Below are 17,269 nucleotides of genomic sequence, written 5' to 3'. Positions count from 1 at the left end.
GCGGGGTCACCTAGCGCCCATTAATCCCTTCCGGATGGGCGCTAAGTGACCCCGCGTTGCTTTGTTGCGGTGGATTAGGCTGGAGCCGTGACCCGCCTCATTCTTGCCTCCCAGTCCCCCGCCCGCACCAAGCTGCTCCACAACGCCGGTATCGCCCACGAGGTCCTCGTCTCGGACGTGGATGAGGACGCCGTGCAGGCCCGCTACGGCGTGACGGATCCGCATGACACGGCCCTGCTGCTTGCCCGGGCCAAGGCCGAGGCCGTGGCGTCCCTGCCCGAGGCGGACGGCGCAATCGTGATCGGCTGCGACTCGGTCTTCGAGTTCGACGGCGAGGCCCACGGCAAGCCCTACACGGCCGACATCGCCCGGGAGCGCATGCTGCGCATGAGCGGCGGGATGGGCGTCCTGCACACCGGCCACTGGCTGGTCGACTGCCGCGACACTGACACCGACACAGAAGACGGCGACGGCGACGCGCGCGGCACCGGCGCCACCCTGGGCTCGGTGTCCTCGGCCGAGGTGCACTTCATGGAAATGAGCACCGAGGAAATCGAAACCTACATCGCCACCGGCGAGCCGCTCCAGTGCGCCGGCTCCTTCACGATCGACGGCTACGGCGGGGCGTTCATCCGCAAGGTCGACGGCGATCCCCACACCGTCGTCGGGCTCTCCATCTCCACCCTGCGGGCCCTGCTCGGCCAGGCGAACGTGGGGATCACCGAGCTCTGGACCGGCGGGGCCGTGGACCCGGCGGACGTCCGCGCCGAGTAACGACGGAATGGGTGCCGCAGGAAAGACTGAGCGGGGCGGAGTGGGCCAATTCGCCGCCCTTTGTGGCAACCCTACAAAGGAAGGGCCGTATACGCGCGGAATCCGCAAGTAATATCGGCGGAACCCTCAAAACCGCGCTAGGCTCCCTGAAGGAAAGAAGGAGACGCCTTGTCAGCAAATTCGGAGCAGTCCGCACCCACCGTGCCGGGATCAACGCAGTCATCTACAGCCGCGGGCATCCGCCGGCTGACCAAGGTGCTGATCGCCAACCGCGGAGAAATCGCGGTGCGCATCATCCGCGCCGCCCGCGATGAAGGCATCGCCTCGGTGGCTGTCTACGCGGACCCCGACCGCGACGCGCTGCACGCCCGGCTCGCGGACGAGGCCTACGCGCTCGGTGGCAACACCGCCGCGGAGTCCTACCTGGTGATGGACAAAATCATCGACGTCGCCCGCCAGTCCGGCGCGGACGCCATCCACCCCGGGTACGGGTTCCTGGCCGAGAACGCCGAATTCGCCGCCAAGGTGATCGATGCCGGCATCACGTGGATCGGCCCGTCCCCCGAGGCGATCTCTGCCCTGGGCGACAAGGTCCAGGCCCGCCACATCGCCGAGAAGGTCGGCGCCCCACAGGTCCCCGGCACCGCCGACCCGGTCGAATCCGCCGAGGAAATCCTCGACTTCGTGGACAAGTTCGGCCTGCCCGTCGCCATCAAGGCGGCCTTCGGCGGCGGCGGACGCGGCATCAAGGTGGCCCGCACCCGCGAAGAGATCCCCGAACTCTTCGAATCCGCCGTGCGCGAGGCCACCGCCGCCTTCGGCCGCGGCGAGTGCTTCATCGAGCGCTTCCTGGACGCCCCGCGCCACGTCGAGACCCAGTGCCTGGCCGACGCCCACGGCAACGTCGTGGTGGTCTCCACCCGCGACTGCTCGCTCCAGCGACGGAACCAGAAACTCGTCGAGGAGGCCCCGGCCCCGTTCCTCACCGAGGAACAGAACCGCCGGCTCTACGAATCTTCCAAGGCCATCCTCAAGGAGGCCGGCTACCTCGGCGCAGGCACCTGCGAATTCCTGGTCGGCCAGGACGGCACCATCTCCTTCCTCGAGGTCAACACCCGCCTTCAGGTGGAGCACTGCGTCTCCGAGGAAGTCACCGGGATCGACCTCGTCCGCGAACAGTTCCGGCTGGCCCGCGGCGAGGAGCTCGGCTACGGCGACCCGGAAGTCCGCGGCCATTCGATCGAATTCCGCATCACCGGCGAGGACCCGGGCCGGAACTTCATGCCCGCCCCCGGCACGATCACTCGGCTGTTGAACCCCACCGGTCCCGGTATCCGCGTCGATTCGGGCGTGGAGCAGGGCGATGTCATCAGCGGCAACTTCGACTCCATGCTCTCCAAGCTGATCGTCACCGGCGCCACCCGCGCCCAGGCCCTGCAGCGCTCCCGGCGGGCGCTGGAGGAAATGGTGGTCGAAGGCATCCCCACCGTCATCCCCTTCGACCTCGCGGTGGTTTCCAATCCCGATTTCGCTCCGGCCGAGGGCCCCTTCAAGGTCCACACCCGCTGGATCGAGACGGCCTTCGTCAACGACATTCCGGCCTGGACCCCGGCCGGCACCGAGGCTGATGCGGCCGACGCCGGTGACCGCCAGCGCGTCGTCGTCGAGGTCGGCGGCAAGCGCCTGGAAGTCGTGCTGCCGGCATCGCTGGGCTCGATCAGCAACGCCGCAGGCGCCAAGCCGGCCAAGGCCAAGAAGCGCACCCGCGGCGGCGGCGCACCCGCGGCCGCAAGCGGCAACGCCCTGACCTCCCCCATGCAGGGGACCATCGTGAAGGTGGCCGTCGCCGAAGGTGACACGGTCGCGGAGGGCGATCTCGTCGTCGTGCTCGAGGCCATGAAGATGGAACAGCCACTCACCGCCCACCGCGCCGGGATCGTCATCGGCCTCGCCGCGGCGGCCGGCGAGACCGTGTCCGCCGGCGCCATCATCGCCATGATCGAGGACGGCGCCGCGGAGTAAGCGGCTCACAGTACGGCGACGGCGGACGGTAACCGCCACTGCCGGTCGCGGGCGCGCCTCTGGCGCCTCCGTGACCGGCCAGTAGAGACTTGGGGTGTGAAGCCATTCCTGCTCCTCGCCTCGCGCGCGGAAGACACCGCCGCCGAGGACGAATATCGCGCCTACCTTCGCTACTGCGGACTCCAGCCGGAGCAGCTGCACAGGATCCGGATGGAAGCCGCCCCGCTGCCCGAGCTGGAACTGTCCGACTATTCGGGCGTCATTGTGGGCGGCAGTCCGTTCACCTCCAGCGACCCTGCCGAGCACAAGAGCGCCACCCAGCACCGGGTGGAGCGCGAACTCGCCGGGCTGCTGGACAGGATCGTGGCCGAGGACTTCCCGTTCCTCGGCGCCTGCTACGGCGTCGGCACCCTTGGACTGCACCAGGGCGCCGTGATCGACCGGACCTACGGCGAGGGCCTCGGCGGCGTCACCATCAAACTGACGGCGGAGGGGCTGCAGGATCCCCTCCTGCGCGGGCTGCCGGAGAGCTTCACGGCGTTCACCGGCCACAAGGAAGCCTGCACCGTGCTGCCCTCCCATGCGGTGCTGCTGGCGAGCTCGGCCGCCTGCCCGGTGCACATGTTCCGGATCAAGACCAACTTGTACGCCACCCAGTTCCACCCCGAGCTCGATGCCGAAGGGCTCGTCACCAGGATCGACATCTACCGCCACGCCGGCTACTTCCCGCCGGAATCGGCCGAAATGCTCATGGCCGACGCCCGGCAGTTCACCGCGACGGAACCGATGAAAATCCTGCGGAACTTCGTGCAGCGCTACGCGCGCTGAGCCCCCCGCTGCCCCGCCCGCTGCCCCCGCCTGCGAACGAAGAAGCCCGGCGTGTTCACTGAACACACCGGGCTTCTCCCGTCAGGAATAGGGAACGGACGTTAGGCCACGTTGTTGGTGTAGTCGAGGTCCCGGGTTTCCTTGCTCACGAACAGGGCGATCAGCGTCAGCACCGCCATGGCGGCGAGGTAGACACCGACCAGCCCGGGGCTGCCCTTCCCCATTTCCCAGAGCCAGACGGCGATGAACGGGGCGACGGCCGCACCCAGGATGCTGGAGAAGTTGTAGCTGATGGCCGAGCCGGTGTACCGGACGTTCGTCGGGAACAGCTCCGGCAGGAGCGCACCCATGGGCCCGAAGGTCAGACCCATCAGGGAGAAGCCGATGATCAGCAGGGCCATGGTGCCCACGAACCCGGCGCTGAACAGCGGAACGAAGAGCAGGCCGAAGGCGATGATGCCGAAAGTTACAACGATCAGCATCTTGCGGCGGCCGTATTTCTCGGCCAGCGGGCCGGAGACCAGCGTGAAGATACCGAAGAATACGACGCCGGCGATCAGCATCCAGAGGAAGTCGTTGCGGGTGTAGCCCAGGCCCGGGACGAATGCGGCGGCGGCGGCCTCGGTCATCGGCTTGCCGGCCTTCTCCGCTGCGGCCTTCGCGGCGTCCAGGCTGGAGGCCCGGGTGCCGTAGGTCAGCGTGAACGTGGTCATCAGGTAGAAGAGCACGTAGGTGGCGAGCATGATGAACGTGCCCAGGATCAGCTTGCGCCAGCTGGACTTGAAGACCCGGGCGAGCGGCAGCTTGGCGACCTCGTTGGATTCGATGACCTTGGTGAAGGCCGGGGTTTCGATCAGCTTGAGCCGGACGTAGAGGCCGATGACCACCATGACGGCGCTGAGCAGGAACGGTACACGCCAGCCCCAGGCCATGAAGGCGTCCGGCGTCAGGGCGTAGCTGAAGACCAGGAAGATCACGTTGGCGATGATGAAGCCGATCGGGGCACCCAGCTGCGGGAACGTGCCGTAGATGGCGCGCTTGTTCGACGGGGCGTTCTCGGTGGCGAGCAGGGCCGCGCCGCTCCATTCGCCGCCGAGCGCCAGGCCCTGGGCGAAGCGCATCACGACCAGCAGGGCCGGGGCCCAGAATTCCCAGCCCGGGACGGTCGCCGTCGGAAGGCAGCCGATCAGGAAGGTGGCAATACCCATCGTCAGCAGCGAGGCCACAAGCGTGCCCTTGCGTCCGAACTTGTCACCGAAGTGGCCGAAGACCACCGAGCCGAGAGGGCGGGCGATGAACGCCACGCCGAACACGGCGAAGGATGCCAGCAGCTGGGTGGTCTCGTTCTGCCCGGGGAAGAAGAGCTTCGGGAAGACGAGCACAGCCGCGGTGGCGTAAACGTAGAAGTCATAGAACTCGACGGTGGTACCGATCAGGCTCGCGACAATCACGCGGCCGCGCGAATTCACCTGCTTGGTGGACCCATGCTCCGCGGAGGTTGCAGTGGATGACATGTAGTAGCGCTTTCATGAAGACCGGTCGGATATTCCCCTAGAGCCCGATGCCCGGGGCCGCCGGCTAGGGATTCGTATACGTCTGATAATAGGTCCCACCGTCCATTCAGTGGACAAATAGTCCGTCATTTGGACTTCGTGTCGCCGTCTCACGTGGTGGTCGTCACACCTATTCTCACACCGTCATAAAAGCCCCGATAGGCAAAAGTCACAGCGCGTTAATAAACCGCGTCCGTCCCGGAAACGCGGCGTCCCTACCTTTGAAGGACATCACCCCCAAGGAGGTCTCCCAAGTGACTGCTGAACGCACCGCCGAAATCGGCACCGCAGAGGTCGGCGCCGCCAGTACCGGCGGCACCCTTACCCTCGACCACCGGCCCGGCCGCTGGATCGCCAACTGGGACGCGGAAAACAAGGAACAGTGGGAGTCGGCCGGCCGCTCGATCGCCCGGCGCAACCTGAACTGGTCCATCTTCGCCGAGTTCCTGGGCTTCGTGGTCTGGCAGCTGTGGTCGATCGTGGTGGTCCAGCTTCCCTCCGCCGGCTTCAAGTTCTCCACCAACGAGATCTTCTGGCTGATCTCCATGCCAAGCCTCGTCGGCGCCACGCTCCGGATCCCCTACACGTTCATGGTTCCCCGCTTCGGCGGCCGCAACTGGACCATCGTCTCCGCCCTGTTGCTGCTGATCCCGACGATCGGCCTGGGCCTGTGCGTCGCCAACCCGGCCACCCCGTTCGGCGTCATGCTGTTCGTGGCCGCGCTGGCCGGATTCGGCGGCGGCAACTTCGCCAGCTCGATGGCGAACATCACCTTCTTCTACCCCGCACGGGAAAAGGGCTGGGCCCTGGGACTGAACGCCGCCGGCGGAAACCTCGGTGCCGCCGTCGCACAGCTGGCCGTGCCGATCGCCATCACGCTGCTGGCAGCCGGCAGCGTGAACCTGCCCGTCGCAGGGTTCATGTGGGTTCCGCTGATCCTGCTGGCGGCCTTCGGTGCCTGGAAGTACATGGACAACCTCACCAGCGCCAAGGGCGACGTCGCAGGTTCGCTGGCCGCGATCAAAGAGCCGCACCTGTGGATCATGGCGCTGCTGTACATCGGCACCTTCGGCTCCTTCATCGGCTTCGCCGGCGTCTTCCCCAAGCTCATCAAGGACTACTTCCCGGCATTCTCCTCGATCTCCGTCGGCGCCGTGGCCCTGTCCCTGGCCTTCCTCGGCCCGCTGGTCGGATCCCTGGCCCGCCCCTACGGCGGGCGCATGGCAGACCGGATGGGCGGCGCCCGCATGACCGTCGCAGCCTTCGCCGCCATGGCCGTCATCACCCTCACCATGCTCTGGACCCTGCCGCTGAAGAACTTCTGGCTCTTCCTCTTCCTGTTCCTGCTCCTCTTCACCGCCAGCGGCTTCGGAAACGGCGCCACCTACCGCATGATCCCGATCATCTTCGCCACCTCCAGCCGGGCCGCCCGCTCCGGAGCCAGCACGCACACCACCCAGCGGCTCGCGTCCTCGGCCCTCGGCCTGATCTCGGCCATCGGCGCCTACGGCGGATTCATCATCCCCCAGGTCCTCAACGCCTCCAACACGGCCAGCGGCTCCTACACCTCGGCGTTCTACGGATTCGTGGGGGCCTACGTCCTGATGCTGGTGGTCTGCTGGTTCTGCTACATCCGCAACGCCAACCGAAACGCGATGGGACACGTCTAACATGACCAAAAGCGCCGACACGCACTGCCCTTACTGCGCCCTGCAGTGCGCCATGACGCTCACATCTCCAGCGGCTCTGACCCCGGCTGTCCAGCCGGGGTCAGACCCCGTACCGGCCACGCCGGCGCCCGACACCGCCCCCACGTCCGCGCCGCTCCTGACAGTCGCCGGACGCGACTTCCCCACCAACCGCGGCGGCCTGTGCCGCAAGGGCTGGACCTCCGCCTCGCTGCTGGACCACCCGGGCCGCGTCACGGAGCCCCTGCTGAAGGGCGCCGACGGCGTCCACCGCCCGGTCAGCTGGGACGAGGCCCTCACGCGGATCGTCTCCGCCGTAAAGCGGGCCCGCCTCGAGCACGGGGCTGACGCCGTCGGCGTGTTTGGCGGCGGCGGCCTCACCAATGAGAAGGCCTACCAGCTGGGCAAGTTCGCCAGGCTGGCTTTGGGCACCTCACGGATCGACTACAACGGGCGGTTCTGCATGTCCTCGGCCGCCGCGGCCGGCATGCGCGCCTTCGGCCTGGACCGCGGGCTCCCGTTCCCGCTCGCGGACCTCGACACCGCCAGCACCATCCTGATGCTCGGCTCCAACGTTGCCGAGACCATGCCGCCCTTCGTCCAGCACCTCCAGGGGGCCCGCGACGCCGGCGGGCTGATCGTCGTCGACCCCCGACGCTCCGCCACCGCCGCGTTTACGTCCGACGGCGGCGGGCTGCACCTGCAGCCGTTGCCCGGCACCGACCTCGCCCTGCTCCTGGGCATCTCCCACGCGGTGATCCACGAGGGCCTCGCCGACGCCGGATACATCGCGGACCGGACCACCGGCTACGACGCCGCGCTCCGCAGCGTCGCCAGCTTCTGGCCCGAACGGGTCCAGTCGATCACCGGCGTGCCCGCCGGGCTGATCCGGGAAACCGCCCGGCGGCTGGCCGACGGCGCCCGCAAGGGCGGCAGCTACATCCTCACCGGCCGCGGCGTCGAACAGCACGTGGACGGCACTGACACCGCCACGGCCGCCATCAATCTCTCCCTGCTGCTGGGCCTGCCGGGCTCCGCGCGCAGCGGCTACGGCACGCTCACCGGCCAGGGCAACGGCCAGGGCGGGCGCGAACACGGCCAGAAGGCGGACCAGCTCCCCGGCTACCGGAAGATCACCGACCCCGCCGCACGCGCCCACATAGCCACGGTCTGGGGCGTGCCCGAACCCCTGATTCCCGGCCCCGGCCTCCCCGCCGTCGAACTCCTGAAGTCCCTGGGACAGCCCGACGGCGTCCGGTGCCTCTTCGTGCACGGCGCCAACGTGGCGGTGTCCGCCCCGGATGCGAACGCCGTGATCGCGGGCCTGCGCAGCCTGGACTTCCTGGTGGTGTGCGATTTCTTCCTCTCCGAGACCGCCGCCGAGGCGGACCTGGTCCTGCCGGTGACCCAGTGGGCCGAGGAAGAAGGAACCCTGACCAACCTTGAGGGCCGCGTGCTCCGCCGCCGCCGGGCCCTCACTCCCCCGCCCGGTGTCCGCAGTGAGCTGTGGATCATGACCCGGCTGGCCGAAATGCTGCACGCGCCGTCCACCTTCAGCGAGGATCCGGAAACGGTGTTCGAGGAGCTCCGGCTCGCGTCCTCCGGCGGCCTGGCCGACTACTCCGGGATCGACTACGCCATGCTGGACCGCGGCGAGGCCGCCTACTGGCCGTACCCCGCCGGGAGCGCGGGTACGCCACGGCTCTTCCTGGACGCCTTCGCCCACGCGAACGGCCGGGCCGTGTTCACGCCGGTGACGCCCCGGCGTCGTTCTTCCTCTTCGGGCTCCACGTCCGCGGCAGAACGCCGGGCGGACCAGCGGGCCGACCGCGCCGGCGCCGATCGTCTCGGCACGCCGATGACCCTCATTACCGGCCGCCTGATGGAGCACTACCAGTCCGGGGCGCAGACCCGCCGGGTGGCCGCCCTTGCCGAAGCCCAGCCGGAGGCGCGGCTGCAGCTCCACCCCGCCGCGGCCGCCGCCCAGGGGATCGCCGACGGCGACTACGTCTCGATTTCCAACGAACGCGGAGTGGTCAGCTGCCGGGCCGAGCTGAGCACGGATATCCGCCCGGAGACGGTGTTCCTGCCGTTCCACTTCCCGGAGCTCGGGAGCGCCAACCGGCTCACCGAGGCGGCCACGGACCCCATTTCCGGGATGCCCGAGTTCAAGACCAGCAAGGTGTGGATTCGGCCGTCAGTTTCCCTGGATCCCTTGGCCGGCAATCACAGCGGTGTTCAAGCCCGTGTTCTTCAAGCAGAGGAGACCTCATGACTGAGCGGATTGTGGTGGTGGGCTTCGGGCCCGTCGCCGCGAGGCTGATTGACGAGCTGCTGCCGGCCGTGCGCAGCGGCATCGCACACCTGACGGTGATCGGTGAAGAGTCCGAGGCGGCGTACAACCGCGTGCTGGTGGCGGATCTTGGCGTCGGCCGGACGACGCCGGCCGCGCTGGCCCTCGCGGATGCGGCGGCACTGGTGGCCGACGGCGTCGATGTCCGGCTGGGCGTCCGCGTCCGCCGCGTGGACCGCGCCCGTCAGCGGGTTATGTTGAGCGACGGCACCTCGCCCGGCTACGAGCGGCTCGTCTTCGCCACCGGTTCACGTCCGGTCATCCCCAACCTGACCGGGCTCAACCCGGACCCGGCCGCTCCGGTGTTGCCGCCGGGCGTGACCGCCCTGCGCGATCTCCGCGACGCGTCCGTGCTCCACTCGGCCGTGGCGGGAGGCAAGCGAGTAGTGGTTCTGGGCGGCGGCGTGCTGGGCCTGGAGACGGCCCTCGCCGCGGCCGAGGAAGGCGCCACGGTGACCGTGGTGCACAACGGCCCGCATCCCCTGGGCCGGAACATCGACCGCGGCGGAGGCGCCGTGCTCGCGGCGTCCCTGCGGAACTGCGGCGTGCGGGTGGCCGGCAACGCCCGCTCGGTCGGCGTCGAACACAATGCGCCCGACGGCGGCTTCTCCGCTTTGCTGCTGGACGACGGTTCCGCGATCGACGGCGACCTCCTGGTCCTCTCCTGCGGTGTCCGGCCGCGGACCGAACTGGCGGAGGGCTGCGGGCTCTCCACCGGTGCCGGGATCCTGGTGGACCACAAGCTCCGCGCCCACCACGAGCCCCACATTTTCGCGATCGGCGACTGCGCGGAGGTCCGCTGCCCGGACCCCGAGTGTGTGGAGTGCCGGACGGCGCGCGGCCCGTCCGGGCTGGTCGGCCCGGGCTGGCGGCAGGCCGAATGGCTCGCCGACTACCTGACCCTGCTGGCGTCCGGCGCCGCTGCCGACGCGGAAGCGTTGCCGTCCCTGCCGGCGGAACTGCCGGGCGTGATCGTGCTCAAGGCCCGCGGCATGAACATGGCCGTGGCCGGAGACGTGTCCGCAGACCCCTGGGACGAGGAAGCCCTGACGGCCGGGGCAGTGAACGGCCGGGCCCGGCTGCAGATCGCGCAGTGGGCCGATCCCGAGCACGGCCGCTACGTCAAGATGACCACCCGCGCGGGCGTTCTGGAGGGGCTGGTGGCCGTGGGCATGCCGCGCACCTCGGCGGAGTTGGTGCAGCTCTTCGAGCGCGGTGCCGAACTGCCCGCCGACCGGTCGCTGCTCCTGCGCCTGGACGGACCGGACCAGCTCGCTTCCGCAGGTGCCGCCGACCCCGCCCGGACGGTCTGCCGTTGCGCCGGCGTCAGCGGAACGGCCATTGCTTCTGCCGTCTCCGAGGGCTGCGGGACGGTGCCCGAGGTATCGGCCTCCACCCGCGCCGGCACGGGCTGCGGCGGCTGCCACGACGACATCAGGGGGATCATCGAAGCCCATTTTCAGGGGGCGGCTGCCTGAATTCTAGTTCGCCGCGTTGTCGAAGTTCTTCTGCCACTGGGCATGCTCCCGGCCGGCTTCCAGCCGGCGGTTCGCAGTCCATCTGGGCAGATACGCGGGCGCCGGCAGCTCACGGACAGGCTTGGACTTGGGCGTGGGCTCTGGCCGGGTGTGCACGGGCTTGGGTCTGGGGCGGGTCTGGACCGGTTTGGCCACAGGCCGGCTCTGGACGGGCTTCCGGGGGTAGCTCGACCGTGTGTCGGCGGCGTGGTGCCTCTTCCAGGCCACAAGCCCCCAGATGAAGAGTCCTGTCAGAGTGAGTTGCCAGTAAGTGACCAGTATCCCGATGACGACCAAAATTAGAAATAGAGCGGGGATCCACATGGCGACATTATGCATTCCTGACATGCCCGGAGGTAGAGGCCTTGCTCCCGCAGTTTAGGCACTGCGGCGCTTGAGCCGTGAGGGCTCTGGCCAGTTCCGCTCCGCTAAGGCTAAGCGACCTTCCAAGCGCCACCGGAATGACCACATACCGGGGAGTCCTGAGTTCAGGGCACTCAGCAATTCCGCTAGCCCCGAAGCGGGCCTTTCTCCCCTTGGCATAGCCGAGGGCCGGGGATGCAATGAACGTAGGTTCCGTTCAGGCGCAGGAGGCACCCCATGAACGTCCCGGTCATTTTGGCGCTCGGCGCGATTGTTGTGTTCGCCGCCGTGATGGGTGTTGTCATGTCCCGCGAAAAGGATCCGCAGCGGCGGGCGGCCGCGCTGACGCGCACCGGAGCGGCCGTCATGGCGGCGTTCACCGTCATCGGGGGAATCTTCATCGGCGGGTTCGTGATGCAGGACCCGGGCGGAACAACCGGAATGCTGATGACGCTCGCCTGGGTGGTGCCGATGCTCATCCTCGCGGTTTCGGCCTGGTTCTGGCCGGCGGCAACCGCTCCCCTGCTGCTCGCCCTCGCTTCTGCCTTCATTGCCGCGTGCGTGTGGCTCGCCTTCGACCCCGCTGCCCTGAGCGCCTTCCTCAGCGACAACGGCCCCGTCATCGCCGTCAGCGTGCTCGCGCTGGCTTTTCCGGCCGCCGTTCTCGGCCTGAAAGTTACCGCGCTGGCTGGCTGGCTGCTGGTGGCCCTGGGGGTACTGCCGCTGTTGATCACGATCATCGGAAGGTCGGGCGCGGTCGGATCGCTGATCGCGGCCAGCCTGGTTCCCCTGGCCTGCGGGATCGCCTATCTGCTGTCCGTCCGGATGGCCCGGGCCGGTTCGACGTCGGGAACCATTCACCCGGCGGCAGCCTGAGACTGCCGCGCCGCCGCCAAAGGCGGCCGCGTAACGCAAATCGGGCCACGGCCAAACGGCGGGTAGCATCGGGGCCATGAGCGCCGACGACGACGACATCACCGAAGAGCTTCTGGCTGACGCCGGGAAACTAACCGGGCTGAGCCTGGAACTGCTCGGGCTCGACCCGCACCCGGACGACATGACGGCCGAGCAGCGGCTCCAGTTTGATCCCGAGGACCTGGCCGAGATGGCCGCCGTTTCCCCGGACGACCGGCGCAAAGCCGTGGGCCAGACCCGCCTGCTGGCCGGTCTCCTGTGGAACTCGGCGAGCATCCTCATCGACCAGCTGTTCCGCGATCTCGGCACGATCAGCGCTCTGGATGCAGTCACGCCGGCCGACATCGCCGGGACCTCGGTCCTGTCCTCGCTGCCGCCACAGTTCGCCGCCGGTTGCGACGCGAAATTCACCCAGAAGTTCATCGTGGTCGCAGCCGACGTCACCGCGTGCCTGGTCAGGGGCTGGACCGCCCCCGGCTGCCTCGCGGCGGAACTCGCCGTGCGCTGCCTGCTCGATCAGGCGGAAATCACCGAGGACATCTACGAACTCGACCTCCCGGACGACTGGCGGGCCGCCGTCGAGGAAGTCCTGCTGGAGGACGCCGAAAGTAACGCACTGTACTCCGACGACGCCGGCCCCCACAACGGCGGCGCTGACGGCGCCGGCGGCGGGAGCCTGGCTTTCGAGCACTGGTTCCGGCCCTTTGCCCCCGGCGACACCGTTCCGCCCTACGCCTACTCCTGAGCCCTGCTGCTGAGCCCTACTTCTGGCTTCCTGGCTCGGCCAACTGGGCCAGGAAGTCCTCCGTGAAGCGCCGGACGCCGTCCCATTCGGTGTAGACATAGTCACGGGACGTGTCCGTGTCCAGGGAGCCCTTGTCGCTGGCGATCTTCTTCATGACGTGCTTCTTGATGAAACCGTAGTGGGTATAGAGCACGGCGCCGGCGAACAACCCGACGTGCGCGGGCCGCCACCCCGTGTCCTGCTCAAACTTCTCCACGTAGCCCTCCGCGGTGTGCTCGTCTCCGTGTGCGGCCATGCTCACCGAGACCAGGGCCGAAGGCAATCGTTCGAGCTCAGCGAGGTTCTTCTTGACGAAGTCCGCGACGGATCCCTCGTGCTTGCCCACGTGCACCGAGGCCGCCACGATCACGCCGTCGTAGCCGCCCGGAAGCGGGTTTGGGGAATGCTTGAGGTCCGCCGTCTCCGCCTGGTGCCCGTTCGCCCGGACCACCTCGGCGATGTACTCCACGATATGGGCGGTTTGTCCCTCGACGGTCCCGTAGGGGATATAGATTTTGGCCATGTTCCAGTGTGGAGCCGTGCGGGTCGGCGTCGTAGGGTCTAAGGCCCCCGCACGGCGATGCACCAGACTGCTGAAAACGAAGAATCCCTGCCCGGATTCCCGGCCAGGGATTCTTCGCTCATCGGAAGCGCGCTAGTAGCCGGATGGCTGGACGAACCGCTGGCCGGCCGGGCTGGCTGTCGCGCCTCGGAACTTTCAACGCACCGTCCTAGCCTCCCGGTTGGAACACGGATGAGCCGATCATGAAGATGCCGCGCTGCGGGATCCAGAAGTCCCCGAGCCTGTCCTGGACAGGAAGGGCCGCGGCCTGTCCCAGGCTTCGGCCCAACAGGTGTGCTGTGCTTTCGCGGACAATCCACATCCGGCGCGGGCGCGCACCGAAGCTTTGCCCGTTGGGCACCCTGCCCGTCAACCCGATGTGCCCCGCCCCCAGCACCGGGCCGGCGACAGCCCCCATGGCCCGCAGGAACGTCCGGCTGCGCCACAACCGGTCCGGAACGGCACCGGACACGGCGGACAGGAGCCGGGTGACCGGGGTCGCCGCCAGCGTCAGGTCCCAGCTCAGGTCCACCCCCTCCCCGACTTCCACGGTGAAGGAGTAGTCGTTGCGCCACCGGATGGAGATCCCGCCCGTCGAGACGGCTCCGAGGGCGCTGCCGAAGTAGCGGGGGCACGAGAACCCGGGGTCGGTGGTGCTGTGCATCGTCCAGATGCCCGCAGGGTCACGGATCCAGACCGAGCTGTAGCCCGGGCCGACGGAGGAGGCCGGAAAATGCCGCAGGGCCAGGATGTGGCCGGAGCTGAACGGAACGCCCATCACGCCGTAGCCGGCAAAACGTTCCTCCGGGCCGGAGGGCAGCCCGGGGTGCTGTTCCACGGAGTCAACAATGGCGCGTGGACTCTGCATGGCTACGGCCTCCGTCTTAGCAGCAGGACTACATGTGGACGTGGAGCCGCCGGGCCGCTTCAGAGATGGAGCCGCTCAGCGACGGGTACACAGTGAAGGTGCTGGCGACGTCGTCGACGTGCAGTTTTTGGGTGACGGCGAGGGAGATCGCGAAGATGAGCTCGGAGGCGTTCGGGCCTACCACTACCCCGCCGATCACGGTGCCGGATCCCTTGCGGGCGAAGATCTTGACGAAGCCGTCGCGGTGGTTGCGCATCTTGGCGCGGGCGTTGCTGCGCAGGGACAGTTTGATGACGTCGGCCTGGTACTTGCCCGAATCAATCTCGGCCTCGGAGACGCCCACGTTCGCAATCTCGGGCGAGGTGAAGATGTTGGATGCGACCTGGTGCAGCTTCAGGGGCATGACGCTGTCGCCCAGGAAGTGCGCGATCGCGATCCGGCCCTGCATCGCGGCCACGGAGGCGAGTGCCAGCACGCCGGTGCAGTCGCCCGCGGCGTAGATGTTCGGCGCAGTGGTGCGCGAGACGCCGTCGACCTTAATGTGGCCGCTCTCGGTCAGCGCGACGCCGGCTTCCTCCAGGCCGATGCCGGCCGTGTTGGGGATAGAGCCGACGCAGACCAGGCAGTGGCTGCCGGTCACCTTCGAACCGTCGCCGAGGGTGACCACGACGCCGTCGTCCGTGCGCTCGACGGTCTCGGCGCGGGCGCGCGAGAGCACCTTCAGGCCGCGGCGTTCGAAGACGCCCTCGAGGACCTCGGCGGCGTCGGTGTCCGAGCCCGGCAGGACGCGGTCGCGGCTGGAAATCAGGGTGACCTTGGAACCCAGGCCGTTGTAGGCCGAGGCGAATTCCGCACCCGTGACGCCGGAACCCACCACGATCAGCTCTTCGGGGAGCACGTCCATGTTGTAGATCTGGGCCCAGTTGAGGATGCGCTCACCGTCCGGGCGGGCCGTGGGCAGCTCGCGCGGGTGGGCTCCGACCGCCAGCAGGATGGTGTCGGCTTCCACCGTCTCGGTGCCCTCGGAAGTGAGGACCTCGATGGTGTGGTTGTCCAGCAGCCTGCCGGAGCCGATCAGGATGCGGACGTTCTGGTGTTCCAGCCCGGCCTGGATGTCTTCCGACTGCTTCCGCGCCAGCCGCAGCAGGCGGTCGTTGATGTGCTTGAGGTCCGCGCGCATCGTGGGGGTGCAGTCGCCGCCGTCGAGGTCGAATTTAACGCCGAGCTCGCCGGCCTCGCCGACGCGGGTCATCAGGTCTGCCGTCGCGATCAGGGTTTTGGACGGAACGACGTCGGTCAGCACCGCGGATCCGCCCAGCCCCGCACGCTCGATGATGGTGACTTGCGCCCCCAGCGAGGCGGCGACCATGGCGGCTTCGTAGCCACCGGGTCCTCCGCCGAGAATTGCGATACGGGGTGAGCTGAAGTCAGGATGCGTAGTCACAATCAACCATTGTCCACCATCCGAACCGGAGCCACCAAGAATCCTGGCCGCCGCGGGTCCGGCCGCGCATGCTGGGCAGCGGGCGCCGGCCGCGATAACTTGTACCGGTGAGTACAACAGAATTCCTGAACACGGACCCTTTCGACGCCGCCCGCGCCGCCGCCGACTACATCGCCGAAGAGACGGGCGTCGACTCCCATGACGTCGCGCTGGTCCTCGGCTCGGGCTGGGGCGACGCCGCCGGGCTCATCGGCGAGACCACCGCCACCTTGTCCGCCGCCGAAATCCCCGGCTTCTCCGCACCGTCAGTGGTGGGGCACGTGGGCACCATCCGTTCGGTCCTGACCAAAGAGGGCAAGCGGGCCCTGGTCCTGGGCGCACGCACGCACTACTACGAGGGCAAGGGCGTCCGCGCCGTGGTGCACGGCGTGCGCACCGCCGCCGCCGCCGGCTGCAAGACCCTCGTGCTGACCAACGGCTGCGGCGGGCTCAACGAAAACTGGACGCCCGGCACGCCGGTGCTCATCAGCGACCACATCAACCTCACCGCCACCTCGCCGCTCGAAGGCGCCACGTTCGTGGACCTCACCGACCTGTACTCCTCGCGGATCCGCGGCCTGGCCCGCGAAGTCGACCCCTCGCTGGACGAGGGCGTCTACGCCCAGTTCACCGGCCCGCACTACGAAACCCCCGCCGAGGTGCAGTACGCCAAGCGGATCGGCGCGGACCTGGTGGGCATGTCCACCGCACTCGAGGCCATCGCCGGCCGCCACGCGGGCATGGAGGTCTTCGGCATCTCGCTCGTGACCAACCTCGCCGCCGGCATCAGCCCCGTGCCGCTGAGCCACGAGGAAGTCCTCGAGGCCGGCCAGGCCGCAGGCCCGCGCATCTCCAAGCTGCTCGCGGAGATCATCGCGAAGCTCTGATCTGGGCCGAATCCGTGCTCTGGGGCGAGAGTGGCCCCGCGACAGGTCCCGGACTCCCCGGCTGCGGCTATTCCGCGGCCAGGTAGTCCAGGACCTTTGCCTTGTCCGCCGGGAACCGCCGCTCCATCGAGTCCGCGATCCCGGCGATGCTCTGGCGCGCCAGCGCCTGCCGCCACGCGAGTTCGGCCTGGCGCATGGTTTGGGAAATGAGGCATGTCCGCGCGAAGTTCTCCTGCCGGTCCGGCTCCGGGACGTTCCCGAGGATCGCCTCGCACCGGAAAGCCGGCTCCTGGCCCTCCAGCGCCAGCACGATGTCCAGCACGGTGATGTTTTCGGGCCGGCGCGCCAAAAGAAATCCGCCGCGGGGACCCGAAACCGAGTCCAGGACGCCGGCCCGGACCAGCGACTGAAACTGCTTGTTGAGATAGGCGGCCGGGAGTTTGTAGTACTCGGCCAGCCGGGCGCTGTTCACCGGTTCACCGGGCGGTGTCCAGGCCATGTTGACGCAACTGTGCACGGCCCATTCGATCCCACGGCCCATCTTCATATTCCAGACGCTACGTGTCCGGAAATTTGGGTGTCAAGGTCCCGCGAAAGGTCCCGAGATGGAACTGAAACCCGAACTCTCGATTGTCTGGGCAGGAATCGCCCACGTTTGGCGATAGTTTGGTT

15 protein-coding genes are annotated in these 17,269 nt (G+C 68.3%); 9 read left to right on the top strand and 6 right to left on the bottom strand.

Translation table 11 applies throughout. From position 1 onward, the window contains the following. The first annotated feature begins 87 nt into the window (after positions 1-87). The 3 genes from ABH915_RS07180 (at position 88) to ABH915_RS07170 (ending at position 3,624) form a co-directional block, all read left to right on the top strand. On the top strand, positions 88-774 hold the full coding sequence (locus ABH915_RS07180; RefSeq protein ID WP_370119381.1) for a nucleoside triphosphate pyrophosphatase: 687 nt from the start codon (positions 88-90) through the stop codon (positions 772-774). Positions 775-942: 168 nt separating this feature from the next. Beyond that, a complete protein-coding gene (locus ABH915_RS07175) occupies positions 943-2,796 on the top strand; it encodes a biotin carboxylase N-terminal domain-containing protein (RefSeq protein WP_370119378.1) in 1,854 nt (617 codons plus the stop codon). A 96-nt stretch (positions 2,797-2,892) separates the two neighbouring features. Then, positions 2,893-3,624 (top strand): glutamine amidotransferase, encoded by a 732-nt coding sequence (locus ABH915_RS07170; protein WP_018774622.1) that lies wholly within the window; start codon positions 2,893-2,895, stop codon positions 3,622-3,624. Between the two features lie 101 nt (positions 3,625-3,725). Here ABH915_RS07170 and ABH915_RS07165 read toward each other — a convergent pair whose 3' ends face one another. After that, the gene (locus ABH915_RS07165) at positions 3,726-5,138 is read right to left on the bottom strand and encodes an MFS transporter (protein WP_370119374.1); all 1,413 of its coding nucleotides are present in this window, start codon (positions 5,136-5,138) and stop codon (positions 3,726-3,728) included. 317 nt (positions 5,139-5,455) lie between these two features. On the opposite strand from ABH915_RS07165, the gene ABH915_RS07160 reads away from it, so the two are divergent. Genes ABH915_RS07160 through ABH915_RS07150 form a run of 3 tightly spaced genes read left to right on the top strand, consistent with a single transcriptional unit; the run spans position 5,456 to position 10,696 of the window. Next, on the top strand, positions 5,456-6,847 hold the full coding sequence (locus ABH915_RS07160) for an MFS transporter (RefSeq protein ID WP_370124960.1): 1,392 nt from the start codon (positions 5,456-5,458) through the stop codon (positions 6,845-6,847). Position 6,848: 1 nt separating this feature from the next. Continuing rightward, a complete protein-coding gene (locus tag ABH915_RS07155; protein ID WP_370119371.1) occupies positions 6,849-9,140 on the top strand; it encodes a molybdopterin oxidoreductase family protein in 2,292 nt (763 codons plus the stop codon). After that, the gene (locus ABH915_RS07150) at positions 9,137-10,696 is read left to right on the top strand and encodes an FAD-dependent oxidoreductase (protein WP_370119368.1); all 1,560 of its coding nucleotides are present in this window, start codon (positions 9,137-9,139) and stop codon (positions 10,694-10,696) included. The genes ABH915_RS07155 and ABH915_RS07150 overlap by 4 nt, the downstream gene beginning before the upstream one ends. Before the next feature lie 3 nt (positions 10,697-10,699). Here ABH915_RS07150 and ABH915_RS07145 read toward each other — a convergent pair whose 3' ends face one another. Continuing rightward, positions 10,700-10,852, bottom strand: coding sequence for a hypothetical protein (locus tag ABH915_RS07145; protein ID WP_370119365.1), 153 nt, complete (start codon positions 10,850-10,852; stop codon positions 10,700-10,702). Between the two features lie 483 nt (positions 10,853-11,335). Here ABH915_RS07145 and ABH915_RS07140 point away from each other — a divergent pair, with 483 nt between their 5' ends. Next, entirely contained in the window at positions 11,336-11,974 is a 639-nt protein-coding gene (locus ABH915_RS07140) for a hypothetical protein (RefSeq protein WP_370119362.1), read from the top strand. Positions 11,975-12,050: 76 nt separating this feature from the next. Beyond that, a complete protein-coding gene (locus ABH915_RS07135) occupies positions 12,051-12,758 on the top strand; it encodes a hypothetical protein (protein ID WP_370119359.1) in 708 nt (235 codons plus the stop codon). Positions 12,759-12,774: 16 nt separating this feature from the next. Here ABH915_RS07135 and ABH915_RS07130 read toward each other — a convergent pair whose 3' ends face one another. From ABH915_RS07130 to ABH915_RS07120, 3 genes are all read right to left on the bottom strand, one after another. Continuing rightward, positions 12,775-13,320, bottom strand: coding sequence for a flavodoxin domain-containing protein (locus tag ABH915_RS07130; protein WP_370119356.1), 546 nt, complete (start codon positions 13,318-13,320; stop codon positions 12,775-12,777). A 208-nt stretch (positions 13,321-13,528) separates the two neighbouring features. Further along, positions 13,529-14,227: a hypothetical protein gene (locus ABH915_RS07125; protein ID WP_370119354.1), complete on the bottom strand. Its 699-nt coding sequence runs from the start codon at positions 14,225-14,227 to the stop codon at positions 13,529-13,531. A 28-nt stretch (positions 14,228-14,255) separates the two neighbouring features. Beyond that, positions 14,256-15,671 carry an NAD(P)H-quinone dehydrogenase gene (locus tag ABH915_RS07120; protein WP_370119351.1) on the bottom strand — a complete coding sequence of 472 codons (1,416 nt, stop codon included), beginning with the start codon at positions 15,669-15,671 and terminating at the stop codon, positions 14,256-14,258. 107 nt (positions 15,672-15,778) lie between these two features. Here ABH915_RS07120 and ABH915_RS07115 point away from each other — a divergent pair, with 107 nt between their 5' ends. Then, on the top strand, positions 15,779-16,597 hold the full coding sequence (locus ABH915_RS07115) for a purine-nucleoside phosphorylase (RefSeq protein WP_370119348.1): 819 nt from the start codon (positions 15,779-15,781) through the stop codon (positions 16,595-16,597). 67 nt (positions 16,598-16,664) lie between these two features. Here ABH915_RS07115 and ABH915_RS07110 read toward each other — a convergent pair whose 3' ends face one another. Next, positions 16,665-17,144, bottom strand: a complete 480-nt coding sequence (locus ABH915_RS07110) for an Rrf2 family transcriptional regulator (RefSeq protein WP_018774638.1) — start codon at positions 17,142-17,144, stop codon at positions 16,665-16,667. Between the last annotated feature and the right edge of the window lie 125 nt (positions 17,145-17,269).

This window comes from Arthrobacter sp. MW3 TE3886, assembly GCF_041262145.1.
Taxonomy (GTDB): Bacteria; Actinomycetota; Actinomycetes; order Actinomycetales; family Micrococcaceae; genus Arthrobacter.
The sequence above is the reverse complement of the archived record's forward strand: the minus strand, read 5'-3'. Positions and strand labels throughout refer to the sequence as shown.